Origin of the sequence: Cohnella fermenti (assembly GCF_004801405.1) — a bacterium.
GTDB classification, from domain to species: Bacteria; Bacillota; Bacilli; order Paenibacillales; family Paenibacillaceae; genus Cohnella; species Cohnella fermenti.
The window spans coordinates 33141-57999 of record NZ_SSOB01000054.1; the positions used below are offsets into that span (position 1 = coordinate 33141).

A 24859-nucleotide genomic window follows, 5' to 3' on the forward strand; every position below is an offset into this window, starting at 1 on the left:
TTCTCTTGTTGTCGGGCGCGGCTGCGGCGTTGGCGCTTGCCGGAGCTCTGCGTCTAGGCGTCCCCTCGAATACGCAACCCGCAGAAGCACCCTCCGTGAGAGACACGGAGGGTGTTCTATTGCCGGGCTTCTCTCCGAAGACGGCATCCTCCGGCAAGCCGGCCAACGCCGCCGCGATCGCGGCCCTGTCCCCAATCGATGTTCCGACGCAGGCGGAACTGAACCGAATGTACGACGTCGTCCTTCTCGGCGGCCGGGTTGTCAATCCGGAGACCGGTCTCGACCGGGAAGGCTTGAACGTCGCCATCAGCGGCGGAACGATCGAGCTCGTCACCGACCGCGAGGTGAAGGGGAGGCGGACGATCGATGCGAGAGGGCTTGTCGTCGCCCCCGGCTTCATCGACAACCTGAGCTACGATCCGAACCCGCTCGGAGTGTGGACCAAGCTCGCCGACGGCGTGACGAGCAACATCGCGATGCACGGAGGGACAGCTTCCCCGGAGAAGTGGTATTCCTATTATTCCCGAATCCGGACCCCGCTGAACTTCGGCGCCTCGTTCTTCTATACGCAAGCCCGCAACCGGCTGGAGATCGGGCGTTACGAGCCGGCGAATCCGGTTCAAGGCGAATTGCTCGCCGAGCAGGCGGAGAGGGCGCTGAACGAAGGTGCGCTCGGCATCTCCTTCAGCCTGGAGTACGTGCCCGGAATCGGCCCCTCGGAGATCGTCCCGCTCATGAGGCTGGCCTACGAATACAATGTGCCGGTCTACTTCCATGCCCGGTACTCCGATATGGAAGAGCCGGGAACAAATCTTGAGGCGATTCAAGAGCTTATCGGCTACGCTGAGAAGACGGGGGCATCCGTCCACGTCGATCATATCAACAGCACGGGCGGCACGTTCTCGATGAAGCAATCGCTGGACATGCTGGCGGAGGCGCGCGAGAAGGGGCTTGATCTGACGGCTTGTACATACCCGTACGATTATTGGGGGACCTATCTCAACTCGGCACGCTTCGACGAAGGGTGGCAGCAGCGCTTCCGCATCACGTACAATGATCTTCAGATCGCCGGAACGCCGGAGAGGCTGACCGAACCGACGTTCAAGGAATACCGGAGGCAGGGGAAGCTGGCCGTCGCGTACGCCATCCCCGAGCAGGACATCGTCGACTCGCTCTCCTCGCCGTTCGTCATGATCGGCAGCGACGCCATTCTCGAGCCGGGGCTGAACAACCATCCGCGGGCGTCGGGCACGTTCGCGCGCACGATCGGCCTCTATTCGCGGGAGCACGCCGTCCTTCCTCTGATCGATGCGGTCGGCAAGATGACGCTGCTGCCGGCGCGGAGGCTGGAGAAGCAAGCACCAAGCCTGCGGAGAAAAGGACGTCTGGCGAGGGGAATGGATGCGGATATCGTAATCTTCGACTATGAGAGCATCCGCGACCGATCGACGGTGGAGAAGCCGGATCTTCCGTCGCAAGGCATTCGGTACGTTCTGGTCGGGGGGAAGATCGCGCTCGACGGGAACGGCATGCACAAGAGCGTGCCCGTCGGGCAGCCGATCCGCAGCGAGTTCGTCCGGTACGAGGGAGCTGCCGGGCTGCTCGAGCTGAATCAGGAGAAGGAGAAGAGCTTCGTGCCAATCGTCTCTTACCGGGGAGAGGACTATGTCGACCTGGCCGTTCTTCAGGCATTCGGAAGCACGCCGAGCCGGGAGGAACCGGGAGGAGACTGGCGGCTGCAGCAGGGAGCAGGGCGCTCCCGCAACGTGCCGGAAGCGGGGGCGGCGGGGCCGGGGCTTCGGGAGCTGATGCTGGAGCGGGGCCATCGGCTGAAGTGGGAGGAAGGCTCGGCCGAGCTGCTCTCGATCGGCGACCGGGACTATGTCGGTCTCGAGACGCTGGGGAGGCTCGGAATCGCTCTCGCCAGAAGCGTTGGAGGGTGGACGGCTTCCGTTCCCCAATAGATAGGAGGAATACAGCGGCGGCAGGCGGTCGGCTTCCATGGGAGGCGGCGGGGTTCTGCCGCTTTGCTCATGTGCGGGGCCGGCCGCCTTCATAGTAGATACTGGGCAATTATGTGATATAATGAAGATTGCAGCTTTCTGGACAGACACCGCGAAGATTTAGCTTGGAGAGGATGAGTTCAAGCGATGGAACGCGAAGCAGATGTCGCCACTCGGGCAAGGCTGATTGAGTGGCTGAAGGCGGAAGTGGTCGATCAGACGGCAAGGCTGTTCAAGGCGATGTGGGACGGAAGCGGCGTCCGCATCGCAGATAGTTTGGCAAGCTTGATCGCTTCCGGGTATATTCTCGGAAGGCGCATCGGGATCTCCTATCGGGACCTGGATGCGGCCGTAGCGGAGAAGCTTGCGAAGATGAGGCAAGAAGGACATCAACTGGAGGATCTGTACCGCGATCTGTCCACATTGGAAGAACATATCCGCAAGAGGTGACCTTGGTTGAAGATTGGCTGGAAATCCGTAGCGTGGAGTGTCGTCGCGCTGCTCGTGCTGCTTAGCATCCCTACCTCTCTAATCGCGATTACGATATTCCTGGTGATGATGCCGCTCGTCGTTCTGTACACCATGCTGAAGCCGCTCTCGTTCGCGGCTCACGTCGCGTGCATTGGCATTGCCGCATTCGCCCTGATGGGAGCCTATTCCTTGGCTTCCCTCGTGTTCGGCCTGTTCTTCCTTATTCCAGCCGCCGTTATGGGCCATCTGTACAAGCGGCGAATGCCGGCTCGCACTGTCGTTACCGTCACCATGGTGGTGGTTCTCGTTCAGCTTCTTGTGGAGCTTGCGATTTTCTCCGTGCAATATGATTTGAACTTATCCTCGGAGCTTGCCAGCCTGATCGAAGAATCGCTGAACCAGCTTCAGACCGATACGCTTATGCCGGCCGGCTGGGCCGCGGAGACTTCCGCTACGCTTGGAGACGCCATCACGAGGATGCTGCCGGCGCTGCTGCTCCTGATCTCGTTCCTGATCGCCGTCGTCACGCACGTGCTGGCCCGCCGGGGACTCGGACTTATGGGAGTTCTGGTTCCCGGCATGACGCCGATGAAGAACTGGAAGCTGCCCCGCAGCCTCGTGTTCTATTATCTGCTCGTGCTGATCCTCAGCTATACGATCTCTTCGGAGAGTACGGGCTTCTGGAGCATGGTCGCGATCAATGCCATGCCGATCCTGACCTTCGCCTTCACGATTCAGGCGATCGCCTTCTTCTTCTACCTGGCCGACATCAAGAAGTGGTCCCGCATCGTTCCCATTATCATCGCCTTCCCGCTGCTTATCTTTATGTGGCCATTCTACCTGATCGGACTCTTCGACACGGCCTTCCCTATTCGCAAGAGCTTCGAGAAGAAGGGCTGACCTTCTGTTCCGCGGGTTCGCGGGCGCAAGGTGCGGCATCGACATATATTGAGACCGAACCGCACTTCCGCGGGATCGGTCGGCACAAGGGAGCGGAGCTTTAACATGCCTAAGTTTCTCGTTCAGCGTTGGCATGGCATGCATATGGTAGGGGCGATGGCGGTCACGCTGCTGCTTACGGTCGCGCTTGCTTGGTACCACTGGGTGCTCGGCTTGATCGGCCTGCTGCTTGGAGCAGTGGTCGCCGTCTATTCGGTGCTCTCGGAGCGGGCGTTCCGCCGGGATCTGAACGATTACGTGCTGACGCTGTCCCATCGCATCAAGGGAGTCGCGAACGATGTGTTCGGCACGCTGCCCTTCGGCATCATCGTTTATAACGAAGAGAAGGAAGTTCAATGGCATAATTCATACGCTGCGACACTGGTCGGCCGTTCGTCGGCGATCGGCATCCCGCTGCCCGAGCTGTTCCCCGGCGTTGTCGTTCCGGTCAAGGAGAAGGACGCGAGCCGGCAGGAAGCGAACCTGAACGGAAGGATTTACGAGTTGCTCTTTCGCCAGCAAGAGCGCATGCTGTATATCAAGGATATTACCGAGCATTGGACTCTCACGAAGAAGTATGAGGAAGAGAAGCTGGCGCTCGGCATTGTCATGCTTGACAACCTGGAGGAAGTCGCTCAAGGAATGGATGAGCAGCAGCGCGCGATTATGCTGTCGAAGGTGGCCGGGGAGATCACGGAGTGGGCGAACAAGTACGGCTTGTTCCTGCGAAGGCTGTCGTCGGACAAGTATATGGTCGTCACGAATCAGTATGCGCTGAAGCAGTTGGAGCAATCGCGCTTCGAGCTGTTGGACGAGGTCAGGGAGCTGACGATGAATCTGAAGCTGCCGCTGACGCTGTCGATCGGCTTCGCTTCCGGCAGCGACTCCGCGGTGGAGTTGGGCCAACTGTCGCAGGGCAGCCTCGATATTGCGCTCGGGCGCGGCGGCGATCAGGCGGTCGTCAAGTTCGGCCAGCGGCAGAGCTTCTACGGAGGCAAGAGCAACGCGATCGAGAAGCGCACAAGGGTGCGGGCAAGAGTGATCTCGCACGCGCTTCGCGACCTGATGAAGGAGAGCGAGACGATTATCGTCATGGGGCACAAGATGCCCGACATGGACGCGATCGGCGCTGCGATCGGGGTCGTGAAGGCCGCGCAGCAATTCGGCAAGGAAGCCTTCATCGTGCTCGAAGGCACCAACCCGGCGATTCAGAAGATGATGGATATGCTCCGGGAGGACGATAAGCTGGCCCGCCGCTTCATCAGCCCGGAGCAGGCGATGGCGATGACGAGCAAGCGCTCGCTCGCGATTGTCGTCGATACGCACCGGGCATCGATGGTCGCGGAGCCGAGGCTGCTGCAGATGACGGATCGCATTGTGCTGGTGGACCACCATCGGCGCAGCGAGGAATTCATCGACGAGGCGGTGCTCGTCTACATGGAGCCATACGCGTCCTCGACTTGCGAATTGGTGACCGAGCTTCTGCAATACATTCATGAACGCGTCGTGCTCGACGTCCGCGAGGCGACCGCGCTGCTCGCGGGCATCACGGTCGACACGAAGAGCTTCGCGCTTCGCACCGGCTCCCGGACGTTCGAGGCCGCATCGTTCCTGCGCCGCAACGGCGCCGATCCGATCCTGATTCAGCGGATGCTGAAGGAGGATCTGGAGGAGTACATCAAGAAGGCGGAGATCATCCAGCACGCCGAGACATATCGCGATCATATCGCGATCGCGGTGGCGGACACCGGCAAGCCGATTCCGCAGTTGCTGATCGCCCAGGCCGCCGATACGCTGCTGAACATGACGGGCATCAAGGCGTCGTTCGTCATCGGAATGCGCCCGGACGGACAGGTGGGCATCAGCGCCCGCTCGCTCGGGCAGATCAACGTCCAGGTTGTGATGGAGCGGCTCGGCGGAGGAGGGCATCTGTCCAACGCGGCCTGCCAGATGTCGGGCAAGACGGTTCACGAAGTCGCGGCGAAGCTGAAGCAAGTGCTTAAAGAATTCGAGGGGAAAGAGGGTATATTGGAATGAAGGTCATTTTTCTTCAAGATGTGAAGGGACAAGGCAAGAAGGGCGAAGTGAAGGAAGTGTCGGAAGGATACGCGCGCAACTTCCTTCTGCCGAAGGGATACGTTCAGATCGCTACGGACGGCGCGAAGAAGACGCTGGATCAGATCAACGCATCCGCTCAGAAGCAGAAGGACCGCGAGAAGGCCGACGCGAAGGCGCTCGCCGAGAAGCTGTCGGAGATGACGGTCGTCATCAAGGCCAAGGCCGGCGAAGGCGGCCGCCTGTTCGGCGCCATCACGAGCAAGCAGATCGCGGAAGCGCTCGAGAGCCAGAAGATCGTCATCGACAAGCGGAAGATCGAGCTTCACGATCCGATTCGGACGCTTGGCGTCACGAAGGTGCCGCTTAAATTATATCCCGAAGTGAAGGGCACTCTAAACGTGCAAGTCGTGGAGGAATAACGGCATGGACATGAACGGGGAACCGGTTCTGTTCGATCGGGTGCCGCCCCAGAACCTGGAGGCGGAGCAAGCGGTGCTTGGCGCCATTCTGCTGGAGACCGAGGCTCTGATCACGTCGATGGAGCGGCTGCGGGCAGAGGACTTCTATAGCGTCGCCCATCAGCGGATCTACGAGGTCATGCTTGATCTGAACGATGACAACGAACCCCTGGACTTGATCACGCTTACGGCGAAGCTGCAGGATCGCGGACAGTTGGAGGAGGTCGGCGGGGTCACCTATCTCGCCAAGCTCGCCCATGCCGTGCCGACGGCGGCGAACGTCGAGTATTACGCCCAGATCGTCGAAGAGAAGTCGCTCTTGCGCCGTCTGATCCGGACGGCCACTCAGATCGTCTCGAACGGCTACGCGGGCGAGGACGAGATCGGCACGCTGATCAACGATGCCGAGCAGCGGATCATGGAGATCTCGAACCGCAAGTCGTCTTCGGGCTTCATCAGCATTCGCGACGTGCTTATGGAAGTGTTCGACCGGGTCGAGTTCCTCTACAACCATAAGGGAGGGACGACCGGCATTCCGTCCGGCTTCCGCGATCTCGACAAGATGACGGCCGGCTTCCAGCGCAACGACCTGATCATCGTCGCCGCCCGTCCTTCCGTCGGGAAGACGGCGTTCGCGCTGAACATCGCGCAGAACGTCGCGGTGCGGGCGAACGAGACCGTCGCCATCTTCAGCCTTGAGATGTCGGCTGCCCAACTCGTGCAGCGGATGGTGTGCGCCGAATCGAACGTCGACGCGGGCCGGATGCGGACGGGCTTCCTCGAAGGCGACGACTGGGAGAAGCTGACGATGGCGATCGGGGCGCTCTCCGAAGCCCAGGTGTACATCGACGATACGCCGGGCATCACCGTTGCCGACATTCGCGCGAAGTGCCGCCGCTTGAAGAAGGAGAAGGGACTCGGCATGATTCTGATCGACTACCTTCAACTGATTCAAGGGCGGGGCAAGGCCGGAGAGAACCGACAGCAGGAAGTATCCGAGATCTCGCGTACGCTTAAGCAGATCGCCAGAGAGCTGGAGGTTCCGGTTATCGCTCTGTCGCAGCTCTCCCGCGGCGTCGAGCAGCGGCAGGACAAGCGTCCGATGATGTCCGACCTTCGGGAATCGGGCTCGATCGAGCAGGACGCCGACATCGTCGCGTTCCTGTACCGGGACGATTACTACAATCAGGATACCGAGAAGAAGAACATCATCGAGATCATCATCGCCAAGCAGCGGAACGGTCCTGTCGGCACGGTGGAGCTGGTCTTCCTGAAAAGCTTCAACAAGTTCGTCAGTCTCGACCGGAGCCATGAGGAAAGCGCGTAATTGCTCATTTTAGCCGGAATAATTCCGAACGATCAAATAGACGGGTGTGGAATTGTTCGCCTTTGAGTTGACTTCGCTGCGGTCAATTGCTACACTAATCATGCCGCCTTGCGGCCATATGGCCGTGCATCGGAACGAGCAACTCGTTGCCGATGCGTTCGCGTGCGTTGTCTCCGGCAGCTTCGGGTTCGGGAGAGCGTCCGCTCGGGGGAGGCATCATCATGCCGGTATGAGCGAATCAGCCGGGTGGAGGGATTGCTTTGTCTACAGTAGTCGTCGTAGGAACGCAATGGGGAGACGAAGGCAAGGGCAAGATCACGGACTTCCTCGCGGAGAAAGCGGATGTCGTCGCCCGTTATCAAGGCGGCAACAACGCAGGTCATACGATTCTTATCCAGAATAAGAAGTACAAACTCACCATGATTCCGTCCGGAATCTTTAACGAGAACAAGGTCTGCGTCATCGGCAACGGAATGGTTATCAACCCGGGCGCTCTGGTGGAAGAGATTCAATATATCCTCGATAACGGCTTCTCGGCCGACAATCTGCGGATCAGCGACCGCGCTCACGTCATCATGCCTTATCATCTGGTTCTGGACGCGCTGGAAGAGGATCGCAAGGCCGATAACAAGATCGGTACGACCCGCAAGGGCATCGGCCCTTGCTATATGGATAAAGCCGCGCGCAACGGCATCCGCATCGCCGACCTGATGGTGGCGGAGGAGTTCGAAGCGAAGGCCCGCGTTCTTATCGCGGAGAAGAACAACGTCATCACGCAGATGTACGGCGGCGAGCCGCTCGACGCCGAGTCGATCATCTCGGAGTACCTCGAGCTGGCGGAGAAGCTTCGTCCGTTCGTGACGGACACTTCGGTTGTCCTGAACGACGCGATCGACGAGGGCAGGAAGGTGCTGTTCGAGGGCGCTCAAGGCGTCATGCTCGACATCGACCAAGGCACGTACCCGTTCGTTACAAGCTCCAACCCGTCCGCAGGGGGCGTCTGCATCGGCTCCGGCGTCGGCCCTTCGAAGATCCGTCAGGTCATCGGCGTTGCGAAGGCGTACACGACCCGTGTCGGCGACGGTCCGTTCCCGACCGAGCTGCATGACGATCTGGGCCAATGGATTCGCGACAAGGGCCACGAATACGGCACCGTCACGGGCCGTCCGCGCCGCGTCGGCTGGTTCGACACGGTTGTCGTCCGCCATGCCCGCCGCGTCAGCGGCATCACCGGGCTGTCGCTCAACTCGCTGGACGTCCTGAGCGGCCTCGACACGGTCAAGATCTGCACCTCGTACAAGTATCGCGGCGAGATCATCAACCACTACCCGGCCAACCTGAAGATTCTGGCCGAGTGCGAAGCCGTCTACGAAGAGATGCCGGGCTGGAGCGAGGACATCACGAACGCCCGCACGCTCGCCGACCTGCCGGAGAATACCCGCCGCTATGTCGAGCGCGTCTCCGAGCTGACCGGCATTCCGATCGCGATCTTCTCCGTCGGCCGCAACCGCGAGCAGACGAACCAGGTCGTTCCGATCTACGAGGCTTAAAGAATCAGTAAGCAGTCCAAAGCCGGCAGCGGGTGTTGAACCCGCTTGCCGGCTGTTTGGCGTCTGGCGGCCCGCAGCAGGGTGGACCGTGTTAATGAATCATTCGTTCGTCACCCATATCTTGCCGTATTTGGCCGGGTTCTTCTCGCTTCCGATTCCGCCGCTCCATTCGAGCCAGCCGAGCCGTCCGGTGCCGTTATTGTTATTGACCAGCACGGACAGCCGGATGGGGCTCTGGGGGTCGAATACAAATGGATACAGTTCGGAAGTGTCCACATGGATATAATAATCCGTCTCACCGACAACCGACTGGTCAACCCGAAGCGATGCATATTGCGCTATGCTGTTGCCCGGCGTCCAGTTGGTAGGCAGATTGCCGCCGACATAAGGCACCAACTGCTTATAGAGAACCGCCCCTTGCGGCGTTAATGCCGCTTGGAACTCCACTTGGTCTCCGGTGAATCCCTGGCCGAAGGTGTCTATGGCGAACTGTACGCTGTCCCCTTGCCAGAAGCTGCCGAGCGGATTGTCCTGAACGAATGTCCCATCCTGCACGCGCACGATCAGGTCTAGCCCGCTGTTCGAATAGCTCGCTGCGAAGGTTGCGCCGAAGTCCGCCGGCTTTGTCGCCTGGGCTGCGCCTTTATATTCCCAATCGTCGGCGACCCACACCGCATGCTCGGATACTTCCAGAGTAGCGGGATCAAACAGCTCTCCGCTGCTCCCCGTCGCCTCCGGGACCACCAGGTCGCTCGTATTGCGGTCATAGTCCGACAGCAAGAAGGGCGCAGAATCGGGCAAGGCATGCAGCGTCGCGACATCGATATTGCTGATCCAGTATATTTTGCCGGGATGGATACTCAATGTGCTGTCGGCCAACAGCGGCTTGCCCTCCCAGTCCGTCACGACGGTGTCGTTATTGAAGGCAGCCGCCAGTTGCGCATCAATCGGGGCGGCCGCTGCCGCATCGGACCAAATCCCGACCAGCGGAGCTCCATCGTTGTCCAGTTCAACCGCCTTCTGTCCGTTGCCAAGATCGTATTCCCTTGTATAGACGACGGACTCGCCGGCCAGATCGAGAAATTGATGGGCGACGGATGCCGCAAGCCGCGGCTCGATTCGCGGCTTGGAACGGAAGAGGCCGGCCGAGACCGTAACGTTGCCGATGCTCTTGGCGTATGACAAGGTCTCCATCTCCGATAGGTTGAGCATGTTGAAGAAGGCAATTTGTTGTGTTCCCCACTTCAGTTGGAAGAGGAAATCGACAATCATGCGTTTGGCGATCTCGGTCTCCGATGGTACGGCACCGGTAACCGTGTTGGAATTGACCAGGATCGCATGGCTCTCCGAATCGACCCAAGGCTTGGAGGCGATGTCGAACGCTTGGTCGGCGCGTTGGAATTCACGCGGGTCGGCTTGATAGCCGTGCAGCGCCAGCTTGTCGAAGTAAGCGGCTCCGCCCAAGCTAAGCAGCTCCTTGTAGAAGGACAAATAGTTGCGCCCCGCCAGCCCGCCGATCCATACATCCGAATCCGGCTGCTCCGACTTGATAGTCTCGTAGGCCGTCTGCAGAAGCTCGACGAAGCGTTCCGGCGTGTCCAGCCAGAAGACGCTCAGCCCCGGCAGATTCGGTTCATTCCATACTTCCCACGTCTTGATCTGCGGATAACGCGTAACGACGGCGCGGACGAAGTCCTCCCAATCCTGCATATCCACAGGGGCATAAGCGGAGTATGCCGGTACGCTGATATTGGCCTGTGTCTGCTCGGGGTGCGGCGATGCCCATTGCGGCGTATACAACAGGTTGCCGACCAGGCCGAAGCCGTAGCTGGATAGCTTGTTGATCTGATCGTCGAACTTCGTCCAGTCGTACACACCGCTCTCGGGCTCGATCGCCCAGCTCGTATCGCGGAACTGCGTCCCCCATGGAACCGAATGAATCCGTGCGAAGCTGAAGCCCACCAAGTCGGCAAGCTTCATCGCATTCTCGCCCTCGGTCAGTTGGTAGCTGAAGCCCGCAGCCGGCCACCTCTGCGCGATCGGCTTGGTTGCGTCCCGGCTTACGACCAAGGAGTAGCGCTCACGCGAGAACGTCGTCAGGTCCGTATCCGAGAAGGTATATTTGACAGGAAGCTCCGTTATATCCGTGCTGTTCTCCTGCTGGTATGCAAAAGCGACCTCGTAGTAGCCGGGCTCCGCGGGCGTCCAGCTCCAGCCTTGATCGAGGAAATTCAGCCTTGACACAGGCACTTGCGCGACCAATTCATTGTCCGAGTTATAGACGCTGCCGATGACCGAGTTGACGGATTCCGCTACATTGCCGGTGTTCAATTGGAACTGCACGGTCTCCCCTAGATTCCACCAGTTGGCGAACTTGTTGCCCTTCAGGGTGAACGTAGCCGGACCCAACGGTTGGTTGGACGCCTCCGCTGTAACCTCATCATAATAGAGCTTGCCGGCAGTCGCGGTCGCTCCGCTGAGCTTGCTTGTCGTCAGGTTCAATACGATCGTATTTGTCCCGGCGGGGAACTGGTTGCGGTCGACGGTGAAGGAGACTTCGGTCCAATCTTCAAGAGACAGCTCTTCGGTCTGATCCGTCGTATAGGAGCCTAGAAACGTCCCGCCGTTCTGGAAGGACACCCAGAAGCGCGGTTTATTCCCGGCATAATCGGCCGATGCCTTCAGCTTGGCCGAGAACCGGAACGATGTCATATTGGCGGGCAGGGAGATCGGACTTGATACCCATCCCGCATACCCGGTGCTGATGCTGTCGATATATACGGAACGCAAGCCGCTGCTATGCTCATCCTCCGTGTAGCCGGCGGCCGATGCCGGCGGATTGTTGGCGGGGCCGCTCCACCACCAAGTCTTCCAGTCCTTCGGGCTGTATACGCTGTTCGTCACGCTCAGCGTCTCAAAGTCCGAATTCTTGATCGGGAGCCGCTGAACTGTCGGAATCGGCTCCTCCGACGCCTCCACCGTTACATCGTCGTAATAAAGCTTGCCGCTTGCCGGAGCTGCGGAATCCATGCTGGCTGTGGTCAGGTTCAGCACCAACGTATCCGTACCTGCCGGGAACTGGCTGCGATCGACGATAAAAGATATCTCCGTCCAGTCCGCAAACGATAACCCCTCGGTCTGATCGGTTGTATAGGAGCCGAGGAACGTCCCGCCGTTCTGGAAGGACACCCAGAAGCGCGGCTTATTCCCGGCGTAATCGGCCGACGCCTTCAGCTTGGCCGTGATCCGGAAGGACTCCATCTCCGCAGGAAGCGCAATCGGCTTCGATACCCATCCTGCATATCCGGTGCCGACACTGTCGATATACACCGAACGCTGGCCGCCGCTATGCTCATCCTCCGTATAACCGGCCGCCGATGCCGGCGGATTGTTGGCGGGACCGCTCCACCACCAGGTTTTCCAATCCTTCGGAAGAGTAACGCCGTTCGTCGTAACAAGCGTCTCAAATCCGGCATTCTCAACAGGCAACTGCTGTACGTCCGCTGCATGCGCGACATACGACCCCATAGCCATAAAGAGCAGCAACGTCAGCAAACCAAATAAGCGCTTACATAAACGCATACGTTTAGCCTCCTAAACCGTATAGTTATATTGCAAAGCAAACCGGGCGTCCGCAGATGACTGACGGCGCCCAATTTCCTTCTGCTGCTTATTGCTTCAATTCCGCTTGCTTGGCGATGGTATCCCATAAATCCTTCATCATGAAGCTGGTTTCCTGGTTGTCGTTGAACCACTGCACCATAAATTCGTCCATCTGCTTGCCGCCGGCCTGATCCCATGCGGCCTGGACGTCCTGATAAGCCTGGTCAACGGAATATTTGTCGCCGCCCAGCACTGACTTCAGCCAAGTGTTGGTGATCTGGGCTTTGACGGTGTTGAATGAAGTTTGCAGATCCTTGGGGAAGGACGGGATCAGCTCCTGCAACGTAATAAAGCGATACTTCTTGTCAGGATCGAGATACAAGGCTTCCGCCTGGTTGAACATATCAAGCCCGGCTTTCTGTTCCGGAATGTCCGGGTTGAATTGGTTCTGGTAGAACGCGCATTTGCCGAACTGCAAGCGCGAGTAAGATTGAGCCAAATCTCCCGCCCAACTGACTTCCGATTTGGTCTTGTCCGGATCGATCACCTGCGGGCAGCCGCTTGCATCCGTCGTATAATGCGTGCCTTCCAATCCGAAGAGCAAGGCGGTGCCGGTCGAGACACGATCGATAAAATCGATATATTGGATGGCCGCGACCGGGTCCTTGGCTTTGGCGTTGATCGCGGTTGTCATCTGCACAGGACTTTGGACGTCAGGAATGTACTGGCCAACAGGGCTTGCAGGCAAGGAGATCGGAATGACTTCCGCATCCGGAACGGCCTTCCTCAACGTTTGAATGTCGGTCACCGTTGCATCAAACCAGCTTGCGATAAAGGTTGGGAAGATGCCCAGCTTGCCGTTCAAGAAGTCCTGTTTGGCCTTGGCTCCGTTCTTGTCGTTAACGAAGTCCTTGTCGATGATCCCTTCGTCAAACAAACGTTTCTTGAACTCGGTAGCCAGTTTGGCATTCTCAAAAGCACGGCTTGGTTGACCGTCGACCAGCCCGTAGAGCTCGACCGGATTGCCGAACATCATATCGACCACATATTCGGAGCGCCAACTGATAGCCATGCCGTAAGTATCCTTCTGCCCATTGCCGTCCGGGTCCTGTTCGGCGAACGCCTTGGCTACCTTGTACAGGTCTTCGGTCGTCTTCGGAACCTCCAGATTTAATTTCTTTAACCAGTCCGCGCGAATAAAGAGCGCATAGCTCGGGAAAGCCTCCAGCACCCGTCCGACTTCGTACATATTGCCGTCCGCATTCGTTGCAACCTTCTTCAATGCCGGATAATCCTCAAGAATCTTTTTGTACTCCACGCTGTTATTCTCGATCAGATCGTTGAGCGGCATGAGCTGCTTCTGGTCAATGAGCGGATTAAGAATATTCGGGTCGAACTCGTTGATGATGTCGGGAGCCGAGTGCGAAGCAAACAGGACATTGAATTTCTGCGCGGCGTCGTTGCGCGGGATCGGCACGAACTTCACATTGGCAGGTCCGTTATCGTTGATGAATTTGGTCCAACGGTTATTCTCCACTGTGCCTTCGGCAGCAGGGATGTTGCCGCGGTCATAGACCGATACGGTCAAATTCGGCTTCTTGTCCGGCGTTGCAGAGGCTGTCGCTGTGGAAGCTGCAGCGGACGATGCTGTTGAAGCGGCTGGATCGGCAGCCGGTTCATTCGTTGATTGCGAGCTGCATGCGGTTAACATTAGAGATGTTGTCAGAACGGTTGCCAATGATGCCGTAACCCAGCTTTTCATACGGTGAAACCCCTCTCGAATTGTTGGTCTTGTCTAAGATTGCCTCAATAAGCGGTAAGAAGCGATAAGCTGTCTGGCTTCAACCCCTCCTGCGCGGACACCACCCCCTTAAAGCGCCTTCTCTTCTATCCCTTGACGGAACCGAGCATGACGCCTTTGACAAAGTATCTTTGTAGAAACGGATATACAAGCAGCATCGGCGCAATCATCACCAGCACACCGGCAGCCTTGATTCCTTCTTCCACGACATGCACCTGTTCGTCGGGCTGCACCATCATCGATTGCTGCAGCACGCTCTGGCTTTGAATCATCTGCTGGACGAGCACGGTTAAGTTATGCTTGTCGGTATCGTTGATGTAGATCAGCATGCTCATAAAAACATTCCAGAACGCAACGCCGTAGAAAAGCGTTAATGTTGCGAGCACCGGCATGGAAACGGGCAATATGATCCGCAGCAGAAGGCGAGTCTCGCCGCAGCCGTCCATACGCGCCGCATCGTCGATCTCGGAAGGGATGTTCTCGAAATAAGTGCGTAAAATCAGCATGTTGTACGTGCTTACCAGGCTGGACAGCCAAAGCGCCCAGTAAGAGTTCACCAGTCCCAGCCCTTGAATGACCAGGAAGGTAGGGATGACGCCTCCCGTGAAGATCATCGTGAAGATCATCATCAGCGTGAAGAAGCGCCGGGCGTAAAATTGGGGACGCGACAACGGATAGGCAGCCAGAATCGTCGAAGCCATACAGAGAGCAACCCCTACAACCGTGATTTCCACGCTGTTGAGGAAGGACTTGACGAGCGGTGTCCCTTTAACCAGCAGGTTGAACGTGTCCAAGTTGAAGCCGACCGGCCACAGATTGACTTTGCCGGTTTCGATGGCTGCGGAGCTGCTGATGGACAGCGCAATCAAATGAACGAGCGGAAACAAGCTGGAGCAGGCAATCAAGATTAAGACGACGTAATTGAAACTTTGGAATACTTTATCTCCGAAGGAAATGCGCATCTCGATTCCCCTTTCTTAGAATAAGCCCCGCTGGAAACGGCGCGCGATCCCGTTGACCGCGAGCAGCAGCGTTAAAGCGACAACCGATTCGAACATGCCCATAGCGGTAGTAAGGCTGAATTGCGCCCCTTGCAGTCCAACGCGATAGATATAAGTGCTGATTACATCGGACACATCGCTCACCGCAGGATTCTGCAGCACATAGACCGGATCGAACCCGACCTCCAGCACCCGTCCCATCGAGAGGATAAAGAGCAATATGATTGTCGGCGCAATGCCGGGAATCGTAATGTGAATAATCTGCTTCCATTTGTTGGCGCCGTCCATACCGGCCGACTCGTAAAGCGATGGGTCGATCGCCGTCATCGCCGCCATATAGATAATCGCGTTGAACCCCATGTCCTTCCAGATTCCTGAACCGACAAAAATAGCTACCCAGGATTTCTCATCGTATAAGAACGGGAACGGCTCAACGTGGAAGAAAACGAACAAATGGCTCAGCCAGCTTCCCTCGATGCCAAAGATGCTGAAGATAATGCCGCCGACAATAACCCAGGAATAAAAATACGGCAAATAAACAAGCGTCTGCACGACTTTCTTGAACCACATTCTTCGCACTTCATTCATCAGGATGGCCAGAACGATCGGGAACGGAAATCCGACAAAAATGGAAAGCGAGCTGAGCAGCAAAGTATTGCGAATAATATTTAGTGAATTCGGGTCGCTGAACAGCTTGCGGAAATTAGCAAAGCCCACCCACGGGCTGTGGAACACTCCGTCCATGAAGTTGTAGTCTTTAAAGGCAATGATCAGCCCGCCCATAGGCAAATACTTGAAGATTAAATAAAATAAAAGGACGGGCGTGAACATAATCAGCAAGGGGAGATTCTCTCTCAGTCTTTTCCTGTCAATGCCCTTTCGGTATGCCGCTCTCATATAGCTCCCTCTCTCTGTTGTTGTAACCTGCGCTCTCACTTTACAGGCGAATGGCAGAGCGGCACAATCGTTCATTTTCCGCCGATCAACAAATTTCCCGCAGGCAAAAAAGAACCGTCCTGCCTGGCTTGTTACCAGGCAAATCCGGTTCGGTTGGCTCAATAAAATACGTTTGAAGGACTGGCCTGAATCTCCTTGCGATAATCCCCGGGAGTTTTCCCCGCCAGTTTTTTGAAGGAGCGAATGAACGTGTTCGGATGCAGGTAGCCGATCTTGGCTGTAATCTCCTGAATGGAATGCTCCGAATGCGCCAATAGCTCCTTGGCTTGCTCGATACGAATCCGGGTCAAACAATCGATAAAATTAACCCCGATCTCTTCTTTGAAAATCCGGCTGATGCTCTTCATATTCACATGGAACACTTCGCTTAAGTGGAGCAACGATAAATCCGGGTTCCCGTAATGCTCTTCCATATACGCTTTGATATTGCGGACGAGTGCATAGTTGCTGCTCAGCTCGCGCAGATGCAGCACGGATCTCGCCACCTCGGCCAGATCGAGCGACAAGGTCATCTGAAGCTCGTCCAGCGAATCCCAGTCGTTCACTGTTTCCTGCAGTTTGGCCTGCAGCCCGCCTGACCATAGCTGCTGCACATCCGTCGGCAGCTCCATAAACTCCTTATGCATAAAGAAGATCAGATAGCTCATCAGGTTGTCCAATTCCTTGCGGGCATACAATCCGGCACGAATGCCCTCGAACAGCCGGGCGAAGCTGTCTTGCCAAGCGACTTCGTCCGTCCGGAAGGAGGAGGCGATCACGCGAATGTATTCGAGCAGGTCGAGAGATTGCCGCTTGCTGACCGGCGTGATCTGCCAATAGCCGATCACGCTCTCCGCGCCCAGCGATGGCTTGTATTGCAAGGCTTCCAATGCTTCCGCATAGGAATCGTGGACAAGCTCGATTCGATCCACGCCGGTGCCAATACCCAAGGAAATGTGGAAATCGAGATGATTCTGCACCCACTGCAGCATTTCGTTCGCGATCTCAACGATAATCTCCTCCGGGGTGCTTCCCGCCGCAAGCGACGCTTCCTGAATCTGGTATAGCAGAGCCACCTGCTCGGTGGACGTCCATTCGCACCACAGAGCTACATTGCGCGAACTTGCCACTTCCTTGGCTACGCTGGACAGAACGAACTTAAGCAGGTTTTGATCGTGATGGGAATAATGGGCGGTAAATGCGCTATATTTGTTAATCTCAAGCACGCTCACGCATAAAGCGGTGAAGTCATAAGGCAATCCGAGGCTGTCCATCTCGTGCTGCCATTCCTCGTGCTGCATAGGGGTGTTCCACTCCAGCCATTCGAAGAAGAAGTGCTTGCGCCGGAACACCAAATCCTCCTCATGCTGCTTCCGGTACACATTCGATTGCTCCATCAGATTCAGCAGTGCGGAATCGATGAACATAAATTCGTTCTGATGGTTCTCGCGGAACAGCTCGGCGCTCTTCTGCTGCGAGAACAGTTGGATTCGGTCGATAATGGTTTTGACCGGCTTGTAGTTGCGCCTGGACAACAGTACGATCCATACGACGCCGACGACAAAGAACAGGCAGCAAGCAATAACCCAGTATGTAGAAATCGCTGAAACCAGACGAAAGATATTGCTATTCGCCATGTCGCTGGAGATGACCCAGCCGGAATAATCGGAGCGCAGCTCGGTCTTCAGGGAAGCGTTCGAATCATACGCATGGCCGTCACGGTAAATTGGCGAGCCCACCTGGTCGTCAATGGCGATATGATTGGAGTTGTCCGTTGTCAGGGTCTGAACGAATCGGGCAATGTCATTCAACAGCACATTGACTACAATCAGGCCGTCACTGCCGGAATTCAGCGGGACATACCTGACCAATGATACGAACGGAACCTTTGCTCCTTGCTCGGTGTAGCCTTCGCGGACATCGGTCCACAGGTCGTTCAGGCCGGGCTGCTGCAGGGCGTCGACAATAGGCTGCTTATCGTTAAACGCTGCCAGCTTGGACACCGAATACGGTGTCTGCACCGTGTCGTCCGACATCCTGTAGAGATAGATCGATTCGATAAGAGGCATCGTCGACATCAGACTGTTCACCTTCAGAGATGACAGATAACCGGAGTAATAACGATCTTCGCGCATGGCGGGATTAAAGAAATTCAAGATCAATTCATCGCTGGCCGCTTCGTTCGTGATCGTATTATCGATCAGTTGCATCTGGTTGTCCAAGGATTGCAGCACCTGCTTGGTGAAAATCTTATTCGACTCGACTGCGGTTCTGCGCGATAAATCGCTGAACGCCATCAGCAGGACAAACATGAGAAGCGGCACAATAAACAAGAAAATCGTCACGTAGGAAAACAGGAGGCGACGGAACCATGTTTTGTTGAGCGAAGCAGGCTTTAGCACCGTTGTCCCCCTCTATCGCGTAAATGATTTAGCGCCTGACCACTCGGACCTGCTTCGGGAAGTCCTCCTGCCATTGCCCCTGGCTGTAGGCAAGGCGAATCCATCCTGCAGGGACGCGCAGTTGCAGCGTGCAATGCTCCCATTGCGGCGGGATTCTTGGCGCGAACGAAATCTCCGTCCAGCCCGGCTTGGACGGCTTGAGCCCAATGATCTCCTCGATCAGCAGGGGGACAGGGGCGCTGGCCCACGCGTGGCAGAGGCTCGTATTCCACTTCTGCTCCTTGCCCCAAGCCTCGAAGCAAGCCGTTGCCCCTTCATTGAGCATATTGCCCCAGGAACGTTCCTCCTCGGAGTCCATAAGTTCGTACAGCAACGAATGCTCGCCGACTCTGGCCAAAGCCTTCAAGACAAAATAGGCGAAGTATACGCCGCACGAGAACCTCTTGTCCCGAATCAACTGTACGATCGAGGGGATGGCTTCCACCGGAGCCAAGCCGAACAGCAGCGGCAGCACATTGGAATGCAACGCATGGTGACGGCTTCCCGGAGCATCCGTGAATAAACGGCTGGCCGGATCGTAGAACGCTTCGATGAAGTTTTGTCGCAGCCGGAGCCAGTCGCTCTTATCCGCATCATCGGCAATCCCCAGCAGCTCCCGCAGCTCATTCACGGCCTGGATGCAGCCCAGATACAAGGCATTGACGACATTATGGCAGCCGGGGCCGACCGGCCTCGTCAGCTCGAAATCGTAATCATCGCGCAGCTCCTTCGGCCAATCAACCAAATTCCACTTGTCGGCGACGTTATGCAGCAATCCATCGCCGCGATTATAGGTTTGAAAATGGCGAAGCAGCCGCTCCGCATACGGATACATGTCTCTTGCAAAGTCGAGATCGCCGCTATATCGATAATATTCAAGCAATTGCAGGGGCCATTGCAGCGAGAAGTCGGCAATCTCCTGCATCAAGTGGCCGGGAACTACCGCCATCAAGCCCGGGCAAGTAGCCGAGCTCAGCGCGAATTGTTCAATGGCTTTCTTATATAATCGCATATCGCCGCTCAGAAGCATATGAGAGTGCCCGATTACGGTATTATCGCCCAGGTACTGTCCTTTCTCCCGGGTCGGACAGTCTACATAATTTTCTTGGGCGCCCAGCTTGACGCCGGTTTTGCATATTTGAAAAATACCGTTCATTCTCTCGTCCGAGCATTGGAACAAGCAGCTCTCCTCATCCAACGGATAGTGCCTTACGATGGCGTGGAAGGAGTCGGGTTGAATCGCCGCTTCCGGACCAAACACCTCGACATAGCGGAAGCCCTTGTAGTCGTAAGGCTCCAGCCTGTCGCGCGCCCCGGACAATGTCCAGCGCTCTTGGTAGGTACAGTTGCAGCGCATGTCGAACCTGACCGCGAGTCCATCCGCTTCGAGCTCTTCGCCGCAGCGGACTTCGATAACCGCCCCGGCCTCTCCCTCCGCTTCCATGCAGAACTGGCCGGTCAATTCCTGGCCGAAGTCGATCCAGTAATGGCCGGGCGCCCTTCTCTGCACACGAAGCGGCTTCAGCTCGTATACGGATAGAAGAGGTGTCGGCTGTTCGGCAAACGTATAGTCGGTGTGGGCGCTCTCGCAGGCGGGAAGCCAGGCGGAGTCGTCAAAATAAGGCTGACGCCAGCCTTGCTCCGATCGGCGGGCATCGATATGCTCCGGAAATTGCGTATCATAGCCGAAGGAGTCGCTTCGGGTATATTCTTCCGCCCGTTTGGTTCGCCAAGAGGAATCGGTTCGGACGAGCAAGCGGCCGCCTGCCGACAGCTCGGCAATAAGCCCTTGTCGGTAATCGCCGCTGTTATAGGCACGGTTCACCAGCCCCTGGTAATAAACATGCACAGCAATGGCATTAGTTCCTGCGATCAGGAATGAGCCGACCTCAATCCGGTTGTAATAATAGTGACCGGCATCGTTCTGGGCAGGCCCTTGGGCAACAAATCGGCCATTGATATAGAGCTTATAGTAATCGTCTGCCGTAATGTCCAGATAAACCGGGTCGGCCTCCGGAGCAGCCGGCTCCCGGACAATGGTCGTTCTCGCCAGCCAATGATGATGCTGCAGATCCTCCCGATGCTGCGGTTCCGGGCTGCAAGCGTCCATTTCTTTGCGGTAAAGATTCATCTTGGCCAACGTGCCAAACGGCGCATCGCAAATCCAGCGGGCTTGCCATTGCTTTGCCATTTTCTATTCGCTCCATAGTCAGTTTGATATAATGATCAACGAATTCATTATAAAATAAGCGGATCGGGGCGAGCTATGGACATCGCTTCGTTATCTGAACAAAAAATATCCGGAGCTGACATGGCATGTACTTCTCCCTATCGCGCTTAGTCTCGCTTGACGTCAAGTGGGCGGATCTGTTCGACACCAGCAACCCTACCTTTTTCGACCAGCACCATAATCCGTATTATGAACTGATTGTCATTGCCGACGGAACCGTGCACTTGGAGGTCTCGGAATCCCGCCATACGCTGCAAACGGGCGAATCCCTGCTTCTGATGCCTTGGGAGGTCCACCGCGGCTGGAATGCGCAGGAACGGCAGGGGCAATTTTTCTGGGTACAATTCTCCTGCAATCCCGATCTGCAGGAATTTGTGCTGGAGCGCGCTTCTCAGCTTCATATTGCCCATGCCGAGCGCACGGAGCTCAGAACCACGGAAGTCCATCGCGAGGACCTGCTTGTATTGCCTCGCCGACAGCAGTCCTTGCAGCGTTACAAGCTGTTGGGACTGTTCGAGCAACTGGTGCAGACGATGAAGCAGTCGAAGGACTACTTCCGGTTCCACGCCACGCTGTTGCTTGGCGAGATTCTGCTGCTCATGGCCGGCGACTTCTTGGAGCAGCGGCAATTGGGCGCGGCTTCCCCGGCTTCTTACCTCACCTTCCGCGCGCTGGCCGATCATTTGAATAACTTCTACGAATCGGACGTCTCCAAAGAAACGCTGGAACGGGTACTGGAGCGGAAGTACGAGTACCTCTGCCAGGTATTTAAAAAATATACAGGGACCACGATCCACCATTACGTCCACCAGTTGAAAATTCAACGCGCCAAGCATTTGCTCGAACAGACGGCCAAGAGCGTCAAGGAGATTGCCGAGGAAGTCGGCTATCCGGACCCTTTTTACTTCAGTCGCATATTCAAGAAGCTCGTGGGCGTGGCGCCGCAGCATTACCGGAATTCCAAACCCTGAAGGAGATCGAGGAAGCGGAAGCATCGAGGAATGATCGAGGAATGATAGCCGATAGGTTTGCCCATACTAAACCTATGAGAACCTATCGGCAGGAGGACAATAGAATGTGGAGATGGATCGGCTGGGCGGCCAAGCTTGCGGCAAGTGCGGTGTTGCTCAGCTTCTTGTGCATTTGGACAACGGGCTATATCGTGAACAGCTACCTGCAGACCGTCGTGAAGCAGCTCGATATTCCGCTCGACGTGCAGCCGTTCGCCTTATCGGGCGTATGGGGAACGTTGTGGGGGGCGGACAAGCCCGACGCTCAGGAGGCGGAAGCGACGGGAGAGCCGCCGCCGGATCAGCCCGTCTTCGGCGATGACGGAGCGATTGATTCGGGCGGCACGCTTGGCGAAGCTTCGGCCTCGCCGGGGGCGGAGTCTTCCGCAGAAGAAGCAGAAGCGGGAGCGGACGGCGGCACGGCGAACGAAGAGGCAGGCGAGACCGGGAACGGAAGCGAGACGAGCGTGGACACCCCGAAGACGGGAGAGGCGATCCCGGTGTTCGGCAACGAGGCCGGAGGCGATGAATCGGCCGGTGTGGGCGGCTTGGAGTCGGTTCTGTCGGATGAGGATCGCCAGCGGCTGATCTCGCTTGTCGTCTCGAAGCTCGACTCCGAGCAGCTTCGGCAGTTGTCTTCTTACCTGGAGGGCGGGGTCGACGCCAGCGAGCTGCCGCAGCTTCAAGCGCTGCTGAAGGAGGCGCTTAGCGAGCAGGAATATGAGCAGATGATGGCCATTATTCAGGGACAGAACACACCTGAAGAGCCTTAATCGAGAGGGTGCAAAAAGGCGCAGGAAGAGCGGAAATATAACAATTTTCGACAGCAAGGCCCCGAAACTCTGGGGCCTTTTTCCTATTTAAATGAGATAATCTTCATAATCGTTTTATTGATAGATTTGTTAAAGGTATGCTAAAGTTTATATCAAGCTGACAAATTATCGGAAAACTTTACCGAATACCACCCTAACCGAAGGTTAATCCAAAGGAGATTCTCATGGCCGTATTCAAGGGAATGGACCGAATTCGCGGAGCTGTGTCCGCTATGCGGCAAGGCATCCGAAGGAGCCGGTCTACGGGCACGCACAGCGCGAAGCATCTCGTTACGAAGACCAAGCCGACGGCGAAGCATATGTTCGCTCATCATAAAGTCCCGATCCTCGCGACGGGCATCGGGATCATCGCCGTTGCCGGGGCGTTCATCGGAGCCAATCAATACGTTCAAGCCAACACGACATCCTATTATCACGTTCTTCTGAACGGTCAGTCGATCGGCGAGATCAGCGACACGCAGTTGGTCGAGAACGTCATCTCTTCCAAGAAGAAGGAGCTGTCCGAAGCGGAGACCGATGTCCGCTACGAGCTGGATGACAGTCAGGTTACATACGAGGCTGTAAGTGCTTACAATAAGCAGCCCGACGACGAGACGACGCTGGCGGCGCTGGCGGCAAGCCTGACGACGCATCCCGTCGGAGTGAAGCTGGTCGTGAACGGCCGCGAGGTCGGGATCGTGAAGAATCAGGAAGAGGCCGACGCGCTGCTGCAGAAGGTCAAGGACAAGTTCATGCCGGCGGGCGCCACGCTCGCCTCCAAGGAAGCCGTCAAGACGTTGTCCTACTCGGCAACGGCGGAGACGGAGGATATAGCGGACAACCCGGCAGATGAGGCATCCGATGCGGAAGCCGGCACGTCGGAGCGGATCGTGGAATCGATCACGTTCGAAGAAGAAGTCACGACCGTTCCGGTCGAGATCGGGCTGGACGAGATCGACGACGTGGACGAGTTGTATCAGGAGCTGACGACGGGCAATCCCGAGAAGAAGACCTACACCGTGCAGAAGGGCGATTGCCTCGGCTGCATCGCCGAGAAGCTCGGTCTGACGGTCGCCTTCCTCAAGGCGAACAACCCGTGGATTGTGAACGACCGGATCGACATCGGGGACGTACTCGACATTACCCAGAATCATCCGGTGTTAAACGTCCAATCGGAAGAGACGGTGACCGAGATCGAAGTGATCGATCCTCCGGTCGAGATTCGCAAGAGCGACGATTACAAGGTCGGTCAATCGAAGACGATTCAACAAGGAACGGAAGGCCGGCGGGAAGTAACGTATCGGTTGGTCAAGCGCAACGGCACGATGGTCGAAGAGGAGCAGGTATCCTCCAAGGTGCTGAAGGCAGCCGTGTCGACCATCATCGTGAAGGGAACGAAGGTGATCCCGAGCGAAGGAACGGGTACGTTCGCCTGGCCGGTAACCGGAGCGCGAATCACGAGCTACATGGGCAAGCGTTGGGGCACCTTGCATAAGGGAATCGACATGGTCGGGGGCAAGACGATCATGGCGGCGGACAACGGCACGGTGGAATTCGCAGGCGTGAAGAACGGCTACGGCAACGCGGTCATCATCAATCATAACAACGGCTTCAAGACGCTGTACGGTCACATGAAGAGCATCTCCGTGAAGAAGGGCCAAGTCGTCTCCAAGGGCGACGCGCTCGGCATCATGGGCAACACGGGCCATTCGACCGGCACGCACCTCCACTTCGAAGTTTACCTGAACGGCGTTCTGAAGAACCCAACCAGCTATTTATAAGATAACGATCATACGATATAGAAGGTTAGATACAGACACATTAAATAGAGACACATTAAATAGAGACACAGTCGGAACCATCGGAGCCTCTCCGGTGGTTCCGTTCGTTATGTCCGCTCGTTATGCCGGGGAAAATTTTATGCGAAAAATCACACACATGCGGAGGATAAAGGGGCTCTGCGGCGCAAGGAATGTGAAAAACCGCATACGTAGAGGCAATTCCGGCTGGAAATTTCTCATGTATGCGAAAAATCACATAAAACGCCCCGATTCAGCCGGAATCCGGGTCGACGAATGCTAAAAATCACATAAAACCTGAATCCCCGCGATATTATAACGTGGATTTCGCAAAATCCGCGTAATATCGCGGTTTTTTGCTATTTATGGCTTGCCAATCTTAGCCATTACACGTTATAATTATAACGTGGAATGGGGAGA

16 protein-coding genes are annotated in these 24859 nt (G+C 56.6%); 10 read left to right on the plus strand and 6 right to left on the minus strand.

The genetic code is table 11. The annotated features are described in order from the left end of the window. Nucleotides 1-95: 95 nt before the first annotated feature. The 7 genes from E6C55_RS28945 to E6C55_RS28975 all read left to right on the plus strand — a co-directional run bounded on the left by E6C55_RS28945 (nucleotide 96) and on the right by E6C55_RS28975 (nucleotide 8806). Entirely contained in the window at nucleotides 96-1964 is a 1869-nt protein-coding gene (locus E6C55_RS28945; protein WP_230986908.1) for an amidohydrolase family protein, read from the plus strand. Between the two features lie 186 nt (nucleotides 1965-2150). Beyond that, nucleotides 2151-2453 (plus strand): MazG-like family protein, encoded by a 303-nt coding sequence (locus E6C55_RS28950; RefSeq protein WP_136373319.1) that lies wholly within the window; start codon nucleotides 2151-2153, stop codon nucleotides 2451-2453. 6 nt (nucleotides 2454-2459) lie between these two features. Continuing rightward, nucleotides 2460-3374, plus strand: a complete 915-nt coding sequence (locus E6C55_RS28955; protein WP_136373320.1) for a DUF2232 domain-containing protein — start codon at nucleotides 2460-2462, stop codon at nucleotides 3372-3374. A gap of 105 nt (nucleotides 3375-3479) precedes the next feature. Next, a complete protein-coding gene (locus E6C55_RS28960) occupies nucleotides 3480-5450 on the plus strand; it encodes a DHH family phosphoesterase (RefSeq protein ID WP_136373321.1) in 1971 nt (656 codons plus the stop codon). Next, complete coding sequence (rplI, locus tag E6C55_RS28965) at nucleotides 5447-5890, plus strand: 50S ribosomal protein L9 (RefSeq protein WP_136373322.1); 444 nt, start codon at nucleotides 5447-5449, stop codon at nucleotides 5888-5890. Before E6C55_RS28960 ends, rplI begins: the two co-directional genes overlap by 4 nt. Nucleotides 5891-5900: 10 nt before the next feature. After that, complete coding sequence (gene dnaB / locus E6C55_RS28970; protein ID WP_136373335.1) at nucleotides 5901-7256, plus strand: replicative DNA helicase; 1356 nt, start codon at nucleotides 5901-5903, stop codon at nucleotides 7254-7256. Between the two features lie 260 nt (nucleotides 7257-7516). Continuing rightward, nucleotides 7517-8806, plus strand: coding sequence for an adenylosuccinate synthase (locus tag E6C55_RS28975; protein ID WP_136373323.1), 1290 nt, complete (start codon nucleotides 7517-7519; stop codon nucleotides 8804-8806). A 99-nt stretch (nucleotides 8807-8905) separates the two neighbouring features. Here E6C55_RS28975 and E6C55_RS28980 read toward each other — a convergent pair whose 3' ends face one another. From E6C55_RS28980 to E6C55_RS29005, 6 genes are all read right to left on the minus strand, one after another. Continuing rightward, the gene (locus tag E6C55_RS28980) at nucleotides 8906-12388 is read right to left on the minus strand and encodes a beta-galactosidase (protein WP_136373324.1); all 3483 of its coding nucleotides are present in this window, start codon (nucleotides 12386-12388) and stop codon (nucleotides 8906-8908) included. 88 nt (nucleotides 12389-12476) lie between these two features. Continuing rightward, on the minus strand, nucleotides 12477-14171 hold the full coding sequence (locus tag E6C55_RS28985; RefSeq protein WP_136373325.1) for an extracellular solute-binding protein: 1695 nt from the start codon (nucleotides 14169-14171) through the stop codon (nucleotides 12477-12479). A 125-nt stretch (nucleotides 14172-14296) separates the two neighbouring features. Continuing rightward, on the minus strand, nucleotides 14297-15172 hold the full coding sequence (locus tag E6C55_RS28990; RefSeq protein ID WP_136373326.1) for a carbohydrate ABC transporter permease: 876 nt from the start codon (nucleotides 15170-15172) through the stop codon (nucleotides 14297-14299). 15 nt (nucleotides 15173-15187) lie between these two features. Then, nucleotides 15188-16108: an ABC transporter permease gene (locus tag E6C55_RS28995; RefSeq protein WP_136373327.1), complete on the minus strand. Its 921-nt coding sequence runs from the start codon at nucleotides 16106-16108 to the stop codon at nucleotides 15188-15190. Between the two features lie 158 nt (nucleotides 16109-16266). Next, a complete protein-coding gene (locus E6C55_RS29000) occupies nucleotides 16267-18549 on the minus strand; it encodes a helix-turn-helix domain-containing protein (protein ID WP_136373328.1) in 2283 nt (760 codons plus the stop codon). Between the two features lie 28 nt (nucleotides 18550-18577). Continuing rightward, a complete protein-coding gene (locus E6C55_RS29005) occupies nucleotides 18578-20779 on the minus strand; it encodes a family 78 glycoside hydrolase catalytic domain (protein WP_136373329.1) in 2202 nt (733 codons plus the stop codon). A gap of 125 nt (nucleotides 20780-20904) precedes the next feature. On the opposite strand from E6C55_RS29005, the gene E6C55_RS29010 reads away from it, so the two are divergent. The 3 genes from E6C55_RS29010 to E6C55_RS29020 all read left to right on the plus strand — a co-directional run bounded on the left by E6C55_RS29010 (nucleotide 20905) and on the right by E6C55_RS29020 (nucleotide 24421). Continuing rightward, nucleotides 20905-21789, plus strand: a complete 885-nt coding sequence (locus E6C55_RS29010) for a helix-turn-helix domain-containing protein (RefSeq protein ID WP_136373330.1) — start codon at nucleotides 20905-20907, stop codon at nucleotides 21787-21789. 104 nt (nucleotides 21790-21893) lie between these two features. Then, nucleotides 21894-22601, plus strand: a complete 708-nt coding sequence (locus E6C55_RS29015) for a hypothetical protein (protein ID WP_136373331.1) — start codon at nucleotides 21894-21896, stop codon at nucleotides 22599-22601. A 224-nt stretch (nucleotides 22602-22825) separates the two neighbouring features. Then, nucleotides 22826-24421 carry a M23 family metallopeptidase gene (locus tag E6C55_RS29020; protein ID WP_136373332.1) on the plus strand — a complete coding sequence of 532 codons (1596 nt, stop codon included), beginning with the start codon at nucleotides 22826-22828 and terminating at the stop codon, nucleotides 24419-24421. Nucleotides 24422-24859 lie beyond the last annotated feature (438 nt).

What these genes read in the sequence shown, in the direction of transcription:
- E6C55_RS28950 (WP_136373319.1), top strand. Translation starts at nt 2,151, where the DNA reads ATGGAACGCGAAGCAGATGTCGCCACTCGGGCAAGGCTGATTGAGTGG.
- E6C55_RS28960 (WP_136373321.1), top strand. Translation starts at nt 3,480, where the DNA reads ATGCCTAAGTTTCTCGTTCAGCGTTGGCATGGCATGCATATGGTAGGG.
- rplI (WP_136373322.1), top strand. Translation starts at nt 5,447, where the DNA reads ATGAAGGTCATTTTTCTTCAAGATGTGAAGGGACAAGGCAAGAAGGGC.
- dnaB (WP_136373335.1), top strand. Translation starts at nt 5,901, where the DNA reads ATGAACGGGGAACCGGTTCTGTTCGATCGGGTGCCGCCCCAGAACCTG.
- E6C55_RS28980 (WP_136373324.1), bottom strand. Translation starts at nt 12,388, where the DNA reads ATGCGTTTATGTAAGCGCTTATTTGGTTTGCTGACGTTGCTGCTCTTT.
- E6C55_RS28985 (WP_136373325.1), bottom strand. Translation starts at nt 14,171, where the DNA reads ATGAAAAGCTGGGTTACGGCATCATTGGCAACCGTTCTGACAACATCT.
- E6C55_RS28990 (WP_136373326.1), bottom strand. Translation starts at nt 15,172, where the DNA reads ATGCGCATTTCCTTCGGAGATAAAGTATTCCAAAGTTTCAATTACGTC.
- E6C55_RS28995 (WP_136373327.1), bottom strand. Translation starts at nt 16,108, where the DNA reads ATGAGAGCGGCATACCGAAAGGGCATTGACAGGAAAAGACTGAGAGAG.
- E6C55_RS29005 (WP_136373329.1), bottom strand. Translation starts at nt 20,779, where the DNA reads ATGGCAAAGCAATGGCAAGCCCGCTGGATTTGCGATGCGCCGTTTGGC.
- E6C55_RS29010 (WP_136373330.1), top strand. Translation starts at nt 20,905, where the DNA reads ATGTACTTCTCCCTATCGCGCTTAGTCTCGCTTGACGTCAAGTGGGCG.
- E6C55_RS29015 (WP_136373331.1), top strand. Translation starts at nt 21,894, where the DNA reads ATGTGGAGATGGATCGGCTGGGCGGCCAAGCTTGCGGCAAGTGCGGTG.
- E6C55_RS29020 (WP_136373332.1), top strand. Translation starts at nt 22,826, where the DNA reads ATGGCCGTATTCAAGGGAATGGACCGAATTCGCGGAGCTGTGTCCGCT.